Raw genomic sequence first — 14,088 nt, 5'->3', positions numbered from 1 at the left:
GTGGGGTGAGAGTTCTGAGAGGGGCTCCCACCGGTCGTACTGACGCAGTCCAGAGACGAGGAAACAAGCCGTGAGCGACGTCCGAAACGTGATCATCATCGGCTCCGGGCCTGCCGGCTACACGGCGGCGCTCTACACCGCGCGCGCGTCGCTGAAGCCGCTGGTGTTCGAGGGCGCCGTCACCGCGGGTGGTGCGCTGATGAACACCACCGAGGTGGAGAACTTCCCGGGCTTCCAGGACGGCATCATGGGCCCCGAGCTCATGGACAACATGCGCGGCCAGGCCGAGCGTTTCGGCGCCGAGCTCATCCCGGACGACATCGTCAGCGTCGACCTCACGGGTGAGATCAAGACCGTCACCGACACGGCGGGCACGGTCCACAAGGCGAAGGCCGTCATCGTCACCACCGGCTCGCAGCACCGCAAGCTCGGCCTGCCGAACGAGGACGCCCTCTCCGGTCGCGGTGTCTCGTGGTGCGCCACCTGTGACGGCTTCTTCTTCAAGGACCAGGACATCGCCGTGATCGGTGGCGGTGACACCGCCATGGAGGAGGCCACCTTCCTCTCGCGCTTCGCCAAGTCGGTGACGATCGTCCACCGTCGCGACACCCTGCGCGCCTCCAAGGCCATGCAGGAGCGCGCCTTCGCCGACCCGAAGATCAAGTTCGTGTGGGACAGCGAGGTCGCCGAGGTCCAGGGCGACCAGAAGCTCTCCGGGCTCAAGCTGCGCAACCTCAAGACCGGCGAGCTCTCCGACCTGGCGGTGACCGGCCTGTTCATCGCGATCGGCCACGACCCGCGCACCGAGCTCTTCAAGGGCCAGCTCGACCTCGACGAGGAGGGCTACCTGAAGGTCGCCGCGCCCTCGACACGGACGAACATCACCGGCGTCTTCGCCGCTGGTGACGTGGTCGACCACACCTACCGCCAGGCGATCACCGCGGCCGGCACCGGCTGCTCCTCCGCTCTCGACGCCGAGCGTTTCCTCGCCGCCCTCGCGGACGAGGAGCAGGCCGAGCCCGAGAAGACCTCTGTCTGACCCCCTCTCCACCCACCCACCACCCCACGCATAAAGAGTTAAGGAGCCCGCCGTGGCCGGCACCCTGAAGAACGTGACCGACGACTCCTTCGAGCAGGACGTCCTCAAGAGCGACAAGCCCGTCCTGGTGGACTTCTGGGCTGCCTGGTGCGGCCCGTGCCGCCAGATCGCTCCGTCCCTCGAGGCGATCGCCGCCGAGTACGGCGACAAGATCGAGATCGTGAAGCTCAACATCGACGAGAACCCGGGTACGGCCGCCAAGTACGGCGTCATGTCCATCCCGACCCTGAACGTCTACCAAGGTGGCGAGGTCGCCAAGACCATCGTCGGCGCGAAGCCGAAGGCCGCGATCGTGCGTGACCTCGAGGACTTCATCGCTGAGTGACGCATTGAGCCGTCACGCCGTTGGCGCATGTTTCACGTGAAACACCGATGGGCCAGCCCGAAAAGGGCTGGCCCGTTGTTGTTGAGTGGAGGCGCCCGTCAGAGGGGGCGCAGGGCGGGTTCCTTCTGTACCGCGCCCAGAAGCCGGTCCAACGCCATCTCCACGTCTTCCTTCCAGGAGAGCGTGGTGCGCAACTCCAGCCGCAGACGCGGATGCAGCGGGTGGGGACGGACCGTCTTGAAGCCCACCGCCAGGAGATGGTCGGCGGGCAGCACACAGGCCGGTTCCTTCCAACGGGCGTCCCCGAAGGCCTCGATGGCCTTGAAGCCCCGACGGAGCAGATCCTTGGCCACCGTCTGGACCATCACCCGGCCCAGCCCCTGCCCCTGGTACCCAGGCATGATGAACGCTGTCATCAACTGCACCGCGTCCGGTGAGACAGGGCTCGTGGGAAACGCCGTCGAGCGGGGGACGTAGGCCGGAGGCGCGTAGAGCACATAGCCCACCGGTACCTCGTCGACGTAGACGACCCGGCCGCACGAGCCCCAGTCCAGCAGGACCGCGGAGATCCAGGACTCCTTCTCCAGGGCGGCCGTTCCCGCTCTTACCGCGGCCTCACCGCTGACGGGGTCCAACTCCCAGAAGACACACGAGCGACAGCGCTGGGGAATGTCCTGAAGGTTGTCCAGCGTGAGCGGTACGAGCCGTCGCCCCATGAAGGCTGTTCCTCGCTTCCCTCGCCCGCAGCATCGCGGGCGGCTGTCAGTGCGCTCCGTTCGCGGAGCAGACTGCCGACGAAGCCGCCGACCGCGCCCAGTCCCAGACCCGCGCTCACCAGTCCGCTGCGGCTCACCGTTCGCATGACACCTTCCTCCCCTGAGAGGTGCTGCCGGGTGGATGCGCCGTACCAAACGCATCGTATCCACGATGTGAGGGCATCGACACCGCATGAAAGCAAAGAGCGGGCTGTGTCCGGAGGAGACCGGACACAGCCCGCACCGCGAGCCGGACGATCAGTCCTCCGTGTCCTCGGAGTCCCCGTCCAGAAGGCTCTTCTGAAGGACCGGTCCCTCGCCCGGGGCGAGGGAGCCGAGGATCCGCTCAAGGTCCTCCATCGAGGCGAACTCGACCGTGATCTTGCCCTTCTTCTGGCCCAGGTCGACCTTCACACGCGTCTCGAAGCGGTCCGAGAGACGGCCTGCCAGATCGCTCAGTGCCGGGGAGACCCGAGTGCCGGCCCGCGGGCCCTTCGCGCGCTGAGCCGTCTGCGGACGCGAGCCCATCAGGGTCACGATCTCCTCGACAGCACGCACCGAGAGTCCCTCGGCCACGATCCGGTGAGCGAGGCGGTCCTGCTCCTCGGAGTCCTCCACCGAGAGCAGCGCCCGTGCGTGCCCGGCGGAGAGGACCCCGGCGGCCACCCGGCGCTGAACGGCCGGGGAGAGCTTCAGCAGACGCAGAGTGTTGGAGACCTGCGGGCGGGACCGGCCGATGCGGTCCGCCAGCTGGTCGTGGGTGCAGTTGAAGTCCTTCAGCAACTGGTCGTAGGCGGCGGCCTCTTCCAGCGGGTTCAGCTGTGCCCGGTGCAGGTTCTCCAGGAGGGCGTCCAGCAGAAGCTTGTCGTCGTCCGTGGCCCGGACGATCGCAGGGATCGCCTCCAAGCCGGCCTCACGGCTGGCCCGCCAGCGCCGCTCGCCCATGATGAGCTCGTAGCGCGCGGGGCCCACCTGCCGTACGACGACCGGCTGGAGGAGGCCGACCTCCTGGATGGAGGTGACCAGTTCCTGCAGGGCGTCCTCGTCGAAGACCTCGCGCGGCTGGCGCGGGTTCGGCGTGATGGAGTCGAGGGGGAGCTCGGCGAAGTGGGCACCGACGGGAGACGGGAAGGTCTCCACGGCGCCGTTCAGCGACGGCTCCTCCGTTTCATGTGAAACAGGCGGCAGTGTGGCCACCTTCGCCGCGGCCACCCCACGGTCGCTCGTCAGTACCGGCACGGCCGACGGGGACGCCGAACCGGCGCCTCCCATCGCGGCCGGAGTCGGCGTCTTCTCCGTCGGGGCAGCAGGGATCAGTGCGCCGAGCCCACGGCCCAAACCCCTCCGTCGCTCGCTCACTGAATGCCCTCCACCATGCTCGGGTTGCTCTGAGTGCCGATATGGACCTGCGTCGGGTCGTAGGCGACGCCCACGCCCTTCAGCGCGATTTCTCGTGCCGCCTCAAGATAGGAGAGGGCACCACTCGATCCTGGATCGTAGGTCAGCACCGTCTGCCCATAGCTCGGCGCCTCGGAGATACGGACCGAGCGGGGAATGCTCGTCCGCAGCACCTCGTCGCCGAAGTGGGTGCGCACCTCGTCCGCGACCTGGGACGCGAGCCGCGTCCGGCCGTCGTACATGGTGAGCAGGATCGTCGAGACATGCAGGTTGGGGTTGAGGTGCCCCCGTACCAGGTCGACGTTGCGGAGCAGCTGGCCCAGCCCCTCCAGCGCGTAGTACTCGCACTGGATCGGAATGAGGACCTCGGCGCCGGCCACCAGGGCGTTGACCGTCAGCAGGCCGAGCGAGGGCGGGCAGTCGATGAGGATGTAGTCCAGCGGGTGCTCGTACGCCTCGATCGCGCGCTGCAGCCGGCTCTCACGTGCCACCAGGGACACCAGCTCGATCTCCGCACCGGCGAGATCGATCGTGGCGGGAGCACAGAAGAGTCCCTCGACATCCGGGACCGGCTGAACGACTTCGGCCAGTGGCCTGCTGTCGATCAACACGTCATAGATGGAGGGCACTTCGGCGTGGTGGTCGATCCCCAGGGCAGTGGACGCGTTGCCCTGTGGGTCGAGGTCGATCACCAGGACCCGGCCTCCGTGCACAGCCAACGAAGCGGCGAGGTTGACCGTTGTCGTCGTCTTGCCCACGCCACCCTTCTGGTTGGCGACGACGATGACGCGGGTCTGCTCGGGCCGTGGCAGGCCCTCACCGGCGCGCCCCAGTGCCTCTACCGCCTGTTGGGCAGCACGACCGATGGGAGTGTCGTCCATCGGGGGCGGTGTTTCACGTGAAACATCGTCCCCCATCGACTCGGTTCGGGGACCGGGGACCGGATCGGTCATCGGTCCCGCGATGTTGGCGTCGGACCGCAAGGATTCACTCTCCTCGACTTCAGGCTCGCAATGAACAGAGCCTCCCATGTCTTCGGGGTCGTGAACCAGTGAGGCCTGGTGTTCTGTGGAGAAATCCACCTCTGTGGACAACTCCGTGCCCCTTGATGGGGACGGAGTGTCATCCGAGCGGCCTTCTCCAAGAGAACCCAGAGGCTTGCGTTCGCGAGGTTCGGCCGCGGCGCGGCCACGGCTGATGATGCCGTGCAGCAGTGAGCGACGTTTCACGTGAAACACGATGCACAGCAGTCGGAGCCGAACTGCCGCGACACTCCGGCATGCATAGGTTTGGCAGCTTGTGTGGAGTACGTCTCGTCGTCAGGACGGATCAGCGGAGGCGACGCCTCGCCTATCCGCGACGCCGACGCGCACGCCCCGTGCGGGCCGCCTTCGCCCGCTTGGCCGCGAAGCGCACTCCACCGGGGCTCTCCCCGACCTCGACCCGGACGACCGTGGACAGAGGATCCACGACTCCCTCACCCACCTGGAGGACAGACGTCCCCACCGCACCGAGCTTGCTGAGTGCCGTGGACGATGCCTTGAGCTCCTCCTCGGCGGTGTCGCCCTTGAGGGCCAGCATCTCGCCGTACGGACGCAGCAGCGGGATGCCCCAGGTGGCCAGGCGGTCCAGCGGGGCCACGGCCCGTGCCGTCACCACATGCACCGGCGGCAGCTTGCCCATGACCTCCTCGGCACGGCCCCGCATGACCGTCACATGGTCCAGGCCGAGCAGTTCCACCACCTCGGTCAGGAAGGTCGTACGCCGCAGCAGGGGCTCCAGGAGCGTGATCTTCAGGTCGGGCCGCACCAGCGCCAGGGGAATGCCCGGCAGGCCGGCACCCGAGCCGACGTCGCACACGGTCACTCCCTCGGGGACGACCTCCGAGAGCACCGCACAGTTCAACAGGTGCCGTTCCCACAGCCGGGGCACCTCACGCGGGCCGATCAGGCCGCGCTGCACGCCCGCCTCAGCGAGCAGCTCCGCGTACCGGACCGCATCCGCGTAGCGATCACCAAACACCGTGCGCGCCTGTTCGGGCGCAGGGGGAAGCTCCGCTGCCTCCGTCACGGGGACCGTCCTTCCGTACCGCGATGGGCGCACCCGGCGCCGATCACCACAACCACCAGAACTAACAGGCTGACAAAGTTCGGCCCCGCCTGCCGGGCAGACGGGGCCGGAGGAACGTACGGACCGATCAGGCGGGCAGCACGACGACGAAGCGCTGCGGCTCCTCGCCCTCGGACTCGCTGCGCAGGCCGGCCGCCTTCACGGCGTCGTGGACGACCTTGCGCTCGAACGGCGTCATCGGCTTGAGCTTCACGGGCTCACCGCTGCTCTTGACCTCGGCGGCGGCCTTGGCACCCAGCTCGGAGAGCTCGGCACGCTTCTTGGCGCGGTAGCCGGCGATGTCCAGCATCAGACGGCTGCGGTCCCCGGTCTCCCGGTGCACGGCCAGGCGCGTGAGCTCCTGAAGAGCCTCGAGCACCTCGCCCTCACGGCCGACCAGCTTCTGCAGATCGCGGCTGCTCGCGTCGCTGATGATCGAGACAGCGGCGCGGTCGGCCTCGACGTCCATGTCGATGTCGCCGTCGAGGTCGGCGATGTCCAGCAGACCCTCGAGGTAGTCCGCCGCGATCTCGCCCTCCTGCTCCAGGCGGGTCAGGGTGTCTGCACCCTCGGCAGCGGCGGAGGTGGTGCCTTCCGTCACGGGTTGGACTCCTTCTTACTTCTTGGACGGGGACTTGGGCCGCTGCGGGCCCTTGCGCTGTCCGGACTGGGCCTTGCTGCGGGTACCGGCGCCGGGCTGCTGCTTCTGCGCGGCCTTCTTGGCGGGGGCGGCGGGCTTGGCGTCTTCGGGCTCGTCGTCGGACTTGCTGAGCGAGACATGCTCCTCAGCCGACTTCGCCGCAGCGGAGGTGGTCGCGCCACCCGACTGCCGCTGGGACTTGCTCTGCCGCTTGGGCTGCTGGCGCTTCGGCGTACCGGTGCCACCCGTGGTCGGCGTACCGTCCTCGGCCTGGGCGACGGCCTGGCTCTCGCTCTTGATCACGACGCCGTCGGCCTGGGCGGCGAGACCCGCCTTGCTCAGGGCGTTGATGAACTTGCGCTCGAACTCGTTGCGGTCGCGGCCCTTGGCGACGATCGCCTTGACGATGGTCTTCTCGCTGCGCCGACGGACCTTGCCGTGGTGCGTCACGTGCTTGGTCAGACGCTCCAGGTAGGCGGCCTGAGCCTTGGAACCCGGGGTCGGGTTGTTGCGGATGACGTACATCTGCTGGCCCATGGTCCACACGTTGGTGGTCAGCCAGTAGACGAGGACACCGACCGGGAAGTTGATGCCGAAGACGGCGAACATGACCGGGAAGACGTACATCAGCATCTTCTGCTGCTGCATGAACGGCGTCTTCACCGTGGTGTCGACGTTCTTGGTCATCAGCTGGCGCTGCGTGAAGAACTGCGACGCCGACATCATGACGATCATGATCGCGGTGACGACCCGGACATCCATGAGGGTGGCGCCGAGCGCCTCCACCGTCGACTGGCTGTCGGTGAACTTCGCGGCGAGCGGGGCACCGAAGATGTGCGCCTTACGGGCACTGGCGAGCAGCGACTCGTTGATGACGCCGATCTGGTCGCCCGTCGCGATCCCGTTGAGCACGTGGTACAGGGCAAAGAAGAAGGGCGACTGCGCCAGGATGGGAAGGCACGAGGAGAGCGGGTTGGTACCCGTCTCCTTGTACAGCTTCATCATCTCTTCGGACTGACGCTGCTTGTCGTTCTTGTAGCGCTCCTGGATCTTCTTCATCTCAGGCTGGAGCGTCTGCATGGCCCGCGTCGACTTGATCTGCTTCACGAAGAGCGGGATCAGGCAGATACGGATCAGGATCACCAGAGACACGATCGACAGGCCCCAGGCCCAGCCGGTGTCAGGGCCGAAGATGGCGCCGTACACCTTGTGGAACTGGACGATGACCCAGGAGACGGGTGTCGTGATGAAGCTGAACAGGCTGGCAATCGTGTCCACTAATCATGCTCCTTGGGCATGGGACGGAGTCTCTGCGGCCGGGCTCGAAGGAGGGTTCTCTTCGGGGGTCGAAGAGGGGTTCTCCTCGGTGGCCGTTTCGGCGGCGGAGTGCCCGCCCCTGCGTGCACGCCAGGCGTCACGCAGCATTTCGTGCCACCGCGGACGCTTGCGGGGCGGGACATGGTCCACGCCTCCCAGCGACCACGGATTGCAGCGCAGGATGCGCCAGGCGGTGAGCGCCGTGCCCTTGATCGCACCGTGCCGGTCGATGGCCGTGAAGCCGTAATGGGAGCACGACGGGTAGTACTTGCACACAGGCCCCAGCAGTGGACTGATCGTCCACTGGTACAGCTTGATCAGAGCCAGCAGCGGGTACTTCATCGCGCGCCCCCTCCCAGTAGCCGTTCGATGGCGGCATCCAGGTCTCGGGCCAGCTGTGCATGGTCGGCGTCACCCGCACCGGGCAGCGCTCGTACGACTACCAGGCTACCGGGGGGCAGCAGGTCGACCCGGTCGCGCATCAGATGGCGAAGCCTGCGCTTCACCTTGTTGCGCACCACCGCGCCGCCCACGGCCTTGCTCACGACGAAACCCGCACGCGTCGGGGGAGCGCTCTCCCCAGGCGCGTGCGGGTCCGTTGCACCGCTACGAAGATGGACTACGAGGGACGGGCGGCTTGCCCGGCGCCCTCGTCGTACCGCGGTCGCGAAGTCCTCGCGCCGCCTCAGCCGGTTCTCGGTGGGCAGCACGACGGCATGACCTGACCGGAATCAGGCGGACAGGCTGGCGCGACCCTTGGCACGGCGGTTCGCGAGAATCGCGCGACCGGCACGGGTACGCATCCGCAGGCGGAAGCCGTGGGTCTTGGCGCGACGACGGTTGTTCGGCTGGAAGGTGCGCTTGCTCACTCGGGGGCTCCAGAAATCAAATCGGTGGTGGCGGGTGCCGTCCTGGCTGTCACCGTGCGCCCACGAGTAGCTCTCGCTTACGCCCGAGTGCACCGCTTCCCGATCACCTGACGCGATCTGTGCCCATCGGAGGCAGGCGGCAGCAGCCATCGACAACTCGACCTGGTTACGGTACGCGCGGCTACGCCATCCGGTCAAACCAGCGGTCACCGGGAGACACTATCCACAGGCTGGGGACAACAACTTGAACCGCACCCGTCGCCCTGACTACCGTGGCTGAACTCCGATTCGTTCCTTTGTCCCCCGCGCCCCGCGGTGTAGATCCCGACCCGTCCCACCATCACACGTTCGTGGGACCTGTGAGAGAGCGTGCCCTGTGGCTGACGTACCTGCCGATCTTGCCGCAGTGTGGCCACGAGTACTGGAGCAGCTCCTCGGCGAGGGCCGCGGGCAGGGCGTGGAGGTCAAGGACGAGCACTGGATCCGCCGCTGCCAGCCCCTCGCGCTGGTCGCGGACACCGCCCTGCTCGCGGTACCGAACGAGTTTGCGAAGGGCGTGCTCGAAGGCCGCCTCGCCCCGATCGTCAGCGACACCCTGAGCCGCGAGTGCGGCCGCCCGATCCGCATCGCGATCACCGTCGACGACTCCGCCGGCGAACCCCCGGCCCCACCGGCACCCCAGCCGCCCCGCCCCCAGCAGCGCTACGACGAGCCCGAGCTCCCCGCCGGCCAGTACGACAACCAGAACGGTCCGTACGACAACCAGGGCGGCCAGTACGACAACCAGGGCGGCCAGGGAAACAAGTACGACGGCAACCAGTACGACCATCCGTACGAGGGCTACGGCCGCCACCGCGCCGACGACCGCCAGCCGGGCCGCGCCGAGCAACTCCCCGGCGGCCCCGGCGACCAGCTCCCCACGGCCCGCCCCGCCTACCCGGGCGAGTACCAGCGTCCCGAGCCCGGCGCCTGGCCCCGTCCCCAGCAGGACGAGTACAGCTGGCAGCAGCCGCGCCTCGGCTTCCCCGAGCGCGACCCGTACGCCACGCCGTCCGCGCAGGAGCCGTACTCCCAGGAGCCGTACCCCAAGGACGCGTACGCCTCGCCGTCCCAGGACTACCGCCCGCAGCCGATGGACCGCCCGTCCTACGACCAGCAGCGCGCGGACTACGACCAGCCCCGGCGCGACGACTACGACAAGCCGAGCCCGCGCCGTGACGACTACGACCAGCCCGGCCCCCGGCGCGACGACTACGACCAGCCCGGTCCGCGCCGCGAGCTGCCCGAGTCGCCCTCCGGCGGCGGGCACGCGCACCGCGGGGGACACGGTGGCTCCGCACTGCCCTCGGCCGGTGGCGCTCCCGGCCCGCTCGCCGCGAAGCCCGCGCCGGCGAGCGGCCCCGGTGAGCCCACCGCACGCCTGAACCCGAAGTACCTCTTCGACACCTTCGTCATCGGCGCCTCCAACCGCTTCGCGCACGCGGCCGCGGTGGCCGTCGCCGAGGCGCCCGCGAAGGCGTACAACCCCCTGTTCATCTACGGGGAGTCGGGGCTCGGCAAGACGCACCTGCTGCACGCGATCGGGCACTACGCGCGCAGCCTCTACCCCGGCACGCGCGTGCGGTACGTGAGCTCGGAGGAGTTCACCAACGAGTTCATCAACTCCATCCGCGACGGCAAGGGCGACAGCTTCCGCAAGCGGTACCGCGAGATGGACATCCTGCTCGTCGACGACATCCAGTTCCTCGCGGACAAGGAGTCGACGCAGGAGGAGTTCTTCCACACCTTCAACACGCTCCACAACGCGAACAAGCAGATCGTGCTCTCCAGCGACCGGCCGCCCAAGCAGCTGGTGACGCTGGAGGACCGGCTGCGGAACCGTTTCGAGTGGGGTCTGATCACCGACGTCCAGCCGCCCGAGCTGGAGACCCGGATCGCGATCCTGCGCAAGAAGGCGGTCCAAGAGCAGCTCAACGCCCCGCCGGAGGTACTGGAGTTCATCGCCTCCCGGATCTCACGGAACATCCGTGAGCTGGAGGGCGCGCTGATCCGGGTGACAGCGTTCGCGTCGCTCAACCGGCAGCCGGTGGACCTGGGCCTGACGGAGATCGTCCTCAAGGACCTGATCCCCGGCGGTGAGGACTCGGCTCCCGAGATCACCTCGACGGCGATCATGGGCGCGACGGCGGACTACTTCGGCCTGACCGTCGAGGACCTGTGCGGCACCTCGCGCGGGCGCGCGCTGGTGACCGCCCGGCAGATCGCCATGTACCTGTGCCGCGAGCTGACCGATCTCTCCCTGCCGAAGATCGGTGCCCTGTTCGGCGGCCGCGACCACACGACCGTCATGCACGCGGACCGCAAGATCCGCAATCTGATGGCCGAGCGGCGCTCCATCTACAACCAGGTCACCGAGCTGACCAACCGCATCAAGAACGGCTGACACAGCCGTACGCACGGCGTCCAGGGCGCCCGGGGACACGGTCCCGGGGCGCCCTTCGTCATGCCGGCCGCCGTTCCGTCCTCAGTCCGCCGCCCTGTCCGCCGTCATGCACTCGTAGCCCACTGTTCGATTAGCTGCCGGGTTACGGCCTCTCTCCACAGATTCGGTGACTTTCTGCCGTCCACATCCTGGGGACTGCCAAGTTGTCCAGATCGCCGTCCACAGGACGCTTGTTGAAAGTCCATCAGGCCAGGTCAAGTGGTTGTGGATTCGTGGACGAGCGATCTCCACAGACTGTGGACGAAGAAAAGATCCACAGGCTGTGCATCAAGTTGTCCACCGGCAACCCACAGGCTGAGCCAGGTTGTCCCCAGCGATCCCCAGCTTCTCCACATGCCTGTCCACTGTTCGGCAACGCGACGCGGCAGCTCACCGGGTCGAGTGAAAGCCGTCACACGAAGGTGCCGGGGCGGGGTGTGGGAAACGTGGGGAAAGCTGGGGACGCAGCTGGGGAGAACTCACCTCAGGCTGTGCACGGAGTGTGCAGAACTTTCTGTTCTCCACAGAGACCCCGAGTTGTCCACCGTCTCCGCCCACAGGGTCAGTGGACAAAATTTCCTGTCTGACCTGGGAAAACGGAGTTATCCACTGTATCCACAGCCCCTACTACTACTCCCAACTAGAGAGAGCTGGGAATCCGTTTCGAAGGGGGTCCTGTGCACAACTCGCTGTCCGGCCCCCGACCGCCCCTCGTCACGACTTGACCCCGAGAGGCACCTACTGTCAGTGGGGTGCGTCAGACTGTTCCCCGGTGTCCTTCCCCGCACTGGGGCCGACGACACCGAGACAGACGACGAGGCCAGGCAGAGCGAAGCGCCGGCAACAGCAGGAGGCGGCAACAGTGAAGATCCGGGTGGAACGCGACGTACTCGCGGAGGCAGTGGCCTGGGCGGCACGCAGCCTCCCGGCCCGTCCGCCGGCGCCTGTCCTCGCCGGCCTGCTGCTGAAGGCCGAGGACGGCCAGCTGAGCCTGTCCAGCTTCGACTACGAGGTCTCCGCGCGGGTCAGCGTCGAGGCCGAGGTCGAGGAGGAAGGCACGGTCCTGGTCTCCGGCCGGCTGCTCGCCGACATCTGCCGCGCCCTGCCCAACCGCCCGGTCGAGATCTCCACAGACGGTGTACGGGCGACCGTGGTCTGCGGCTCGTCCCGCTTCACCCTCCACACCCTGCCTGTGGAGGAGTACCCGGCGCTGCCGCAGATGCCCACCGCGACCGGCACCGTCCCCGGTGAGGTCTTCGCCTCCGCGGCCTCCCAGGTCGCCATCGCGGCCGGCCGTGACGACACGCTGCCCGTGCTGACCGGTGTGCGCATCGAGATCGAGGGCGACACCGTCACACTGGCCTCCACCGACCGCTACCGTTTCGCGGTCCGTGAGTTCCTGTGGAAGCCGGAGAACCCCGAGGCGTCCGCGGTGGCCCTGGTGCCCGCCAAGACGCTCCTGGACACCGCCAAGGCGCTCACGAGCGGCGACAGCGTCATCCTGGCGCTCTCCGGCTCGGGCGCGGGCGAGGGCCTGATCGGTTTCGAGGGCGCCGGGCGGCGTACGACGACGCGTCTCCTCGAAGGGGACCTGCCGAAGTACCGCACGCTGTTCCCGACCGAGTTCAACTCCGTCGCCGTGATCGAGACCGCCCCCTTCGTGGAGGCCGTCAAGCGTGTGGCCCTGGTTGCCGAGCGCAACACCCCGGTGCGGCTGAGCTTCGAGCAGGGCGTGCTGATCCTGGAGGCCGGTTCCAGTGACGACGCACAGGCTGTGGAGCGTGTCGACGCCAACCTGGAGGGCGACGACATCTCGATCGCCTTCAACCCGACCTTCCTGCTCGACGGCCTGAGCGCCATCGACTCCCCGGTCGCCCAGCTGTCCTTCACGACGTCGACGAAGCCCGCGCTGCTCAGCGGCAAGCCGGCGCTGGACGCGGAGGCGGACGAGGCCTACAAGTACCTGATCATGCCGGTGCGACTCAGCGGCTGAGCCGCCGAGCGGCCGGAGTTATCCCCAGGCCGTGGACGACGAGCTCGGGGTCTGGGGAAATCCGCAGGTGGGGGGCGTACGTATGAGCGCGTATGCCCACAGGTGTGCGTGAGCGTCCGGGTTTAGGCTCGGACGTAGGTACGAAGGTGCCACACACGCCACAGCAACCTAAGGAACAACTGATGGAGCTCGGTCTCGTCGGCCTCGGCAAGATGGGCGGCAACATGCGCGAGCGGATCCGCCGCGCAGGCCACACCGTCATCGGATACGACCGCAACCCGGACCTCGCCGATGTCCACAGCCTGGAAGAGCTTGTGGGCAAGTTGAAGGGCCCGCGGGTCGTGTGGGTGATGGTCCCGGCCGGTGCGGCCACCCAGTCGACGGTCGACGAGCTGGCCGAGCTCCTGGAGCCGGGTGACGTGGTCGTGGACGGCGGCAACTCCCGCTGGACCGACGACGAGAAGCACGCCGAGGAGCTGGCGGCCAAGGGCATCGGCTTCGTCGACTGCGGTGTCTCCGGCGGCGTGTGGGGTCTGGAGAACGGCTATGCGCTGATGTACGGCGGCGACGCGGAGAACGTCGCCAAGGTGCAGCCGGTCTTCGACGCCCTCAAGCCCGAGGGTGACTTTGGCGCGGTGCACGCCGGCAAGGTGGGTGCCGGGCACTTCGCGAAGATGGTCCACAACGGCATCGAGTACGCGATGATGCAGGCCTACGCCGAGGGCTGGGAGCTCTTGGAGAAGGTCGACTCCGTCACCGACGTGCGCGAGGTCTTCCGCTCCTGGCAGGAGGGCACGGTCATCCGTTCCTGGCTGCTCGACCTGGCCGTCAACGCCCTTGACGAGGACGAGCACCTGGACAAACTGCGCGGTTACGCACAGGACTCCGGCGAGGGCCGGTGGACCGTGGAGGCGGCCATCGACAACGCGGTGCCGCTGCCGGCGATCACCGCGTCCCTGTTCGCGCGGTTCGCGTCCCGTCAGGACGACTCGCCGCAGATGAAGATGATCGCGGCGCTGCGCAACCAGTTCGGCGGCCACGCGGTCGAGAAGAAGTAATCCACAGGGCTGTTGAGAACAGCCCACAAGCCGGGGGAGGTCG

14 protein-coding genes are annotated in these 14,088 nt (G+C 67.8%); 5 read left to right on the top strand and 9 right to left on the bottom strand.

The features are described 5' to 3' along the window. The first annotated feature begins 70 nt into the window (after positions 1-70). On the top strand, positions 71-1,039 hold the full coding sequence (gene trxB / locus ACIHIX_RS11750) for a thioredoxin-disulfide reductase (protein WP_329337101.1): 969 nt from the start codon (positions 71-73) through the stop codon (positions 1,037-1,039). A 52-nt stretch (positions 1,040-1,091) separates the two neighbouring features. Then, positions 1,092-1,424, top strand: a complete 333-nt coding sequence (gene trxA, locus ACIHIX_RS11745; RefSeq protein WP_007383275.1) for a thioredoxin — start codon at positions 1,092-1,094, stop codon at positions 1,422-1,424. A 98-nt stretch (positions 1,425-1,522) separates the two neighbouring features. On the opposite strand, the gene ACIHIX_RS11740 is transcribed toward trxA, so the two are convergent. The 9 genes from ACIHIX_RS11740 to rpmH all read right to left on the bottom strand — a co-directional run bounded on the left by ACIHIX_RS11740 (position 1,523) and on the right by rpmH (position 8,512). Further along, complete coding sequence (locus ACIHIX_RS11740; RefSeq protein ID WP_329337097.1) at positions 1,523-2,140, bottom strand: GNAT family N-acetyltransferase; 618 nt, start codon at positions 2,138-2,140, stop codon at positions 1,523-1,525. A 297-nt stretch (positions 2,141-2,437) separates the two neighbouring features. Continuing rightward, complete coding sequence (locus ACIHIX_RS11735; RefSeq protein ID WP_399953340.1) at positions 2,438-3,538, bottom strand: ParB/RepB/Spo0J family partition protein; 1,101 nt, start codon at positions 3,536-3,538, stop codon at positions 2,438-2,440. After that, entirely contained in the window at positions 3,535-4,608 is a 1,074-nt protein-coding gene (locus ACIHIX_RS11730) for an AAA family ATPase (protein WP_399953792.1), read from the bottom strand. Before ACIHIX_RS11730 ends, ACIHIX_RS11735 begins: the two co-directional genes overlap by 4 nt. 319 nt (positions 4,609-4,927) lie before the next feature. After that, on the bottom strand, positions 4,928-5,647 hold the full coding sequence (gene rsmG / locus ACIHIX_RS11725) for a 16S rRNA (guanine(527)-N(7))-methyltransferase RsmG (protein ID WP_399953337.1): 720 nt from the start codon (positions 5,645-5,647) through the stop codon (positions 4,928-4,930). 127 nt (positions 5,648-5,774) lie between these two features. After that, positions 5,775-6,287, bottom strand: a complete 513-nt coding sequence (locus ACIHIX_RS11720; RefSeq protein ID WP_399953334.1) for a protein jag — start codon at positions 6,285-6,287, stop codon at positions 5,775-5,777. A 15-nt stretch (positions 6,288-6,302) separates the two neighbouring features. Then, entirely contained in the window at positions 6,303-7,604 is a 1,302-nt protein-coding gene (yidC, locus tag ACIHIX_RS11715; RefSeq protein ID WP_399953331.1) for a membrane protein insertase YidC, read from the bottom strand. Positions 7,605-7,607: 3 nt separating this feature from the next. Continuing rightward, the gene (gene yidD / locus ACIHIX_RS11710) at positions 7,608-7,985 is read right to left on the bottom strand and encodes a membrane protein insertion efficiency factor YidD (protein WP_399953328.1); all 378 of its coding nucleotides are present in this window, start codon (positions 7,983-7,985) and stop codon (positions 7,608-7,610) included. Continuing rightward, the gene (gene rnpA / locus ACIHIX_RS11705) at positions 7,982-8,353 is read right to left on the bottom strand and encodes a ribonuclease P protein component (protein ID WP_399953325.1); all 372 of its coding nucleotides are present in this window, start codon (positions 8,351-8,353) and stop codon (positions 7,982-7,984) included. The genes yidD and rnpA overlap by 4 nt, the downstream gene beginning before the upstream one ends. 21 nt (positions 8,354-8,374) lie before the next feature. Next, positions 8,375-8,512, bottom strand: coding sequence for a 50S ribosomal protein L34 (rpmH, locus tag ACIHIX_RS11700; RefSeq protein WP_015659252.1), 138 nt, complete (start codon positions 8,510-8,512; stop codon positions 8,375-8,377). 376 nt (positions 8,513-8,888) lie between these two features. On the opposite strand from rpmH, the gene dnaA reads away from it, so the two are divergent. From dnaA to gnd, 3 genes are all read left to right on the top strand, one after another. Next, positions 8,889-10,955, top strand: a complete 2,067-nt coding sequence (dnaA, locus tag ACIHIX_RS11695) for a chromosomal replication initiator protein DnaA (protein WP_399953322.1) — start codon at positions 8,889-8,891, stop codon at positions 10,953-10,955. A 901-nt stretch (positions 10,956-11,856) separates the two neighbouring features. Further along, entirely contained in the window at positions 11,857-12,987 is a 1,131-nt protein-coding gene (gene dnaN / locus ACIHIX_RS11690; protein ID WP_399953319.1) for a DNA polymerase III subunit beta, read from the top strand. A 182-nt stretch (positions 12,988-13,169) separates the two neighbouring features. Then, the gene (gene gnd / locus ACIHIX_RS11685; protein WP_399953316.1) at positions 13,170-14,045 is read left to right on the top strand and encodes a phosphogluconate dehydrogenase (NAD(+)-dependent, decarboxylating); all 876 of its coding nucleotides are present in this window, start codon (positions 13,170-13,172) and stop codon (positions 14,043-14,045) included. Positions 14,046-14,088 lie beyond the last annotated feature (43 nt).

It is taken from the genome of Streptomyces sp. NPDC051913, assembly GCF_044593635.1.
Taxonomy (GTDB): domain Bacteria; phylum Actinomycetota; class Actinomycetes; order Streptomycetales; family Streptomycetaceae; genus Streptomyces.
The sequence above is the reverse complement of the archived record's forward strand: the minus strand, read 5'-3'. Positions and strand labels throughout refer to the sequence as shown.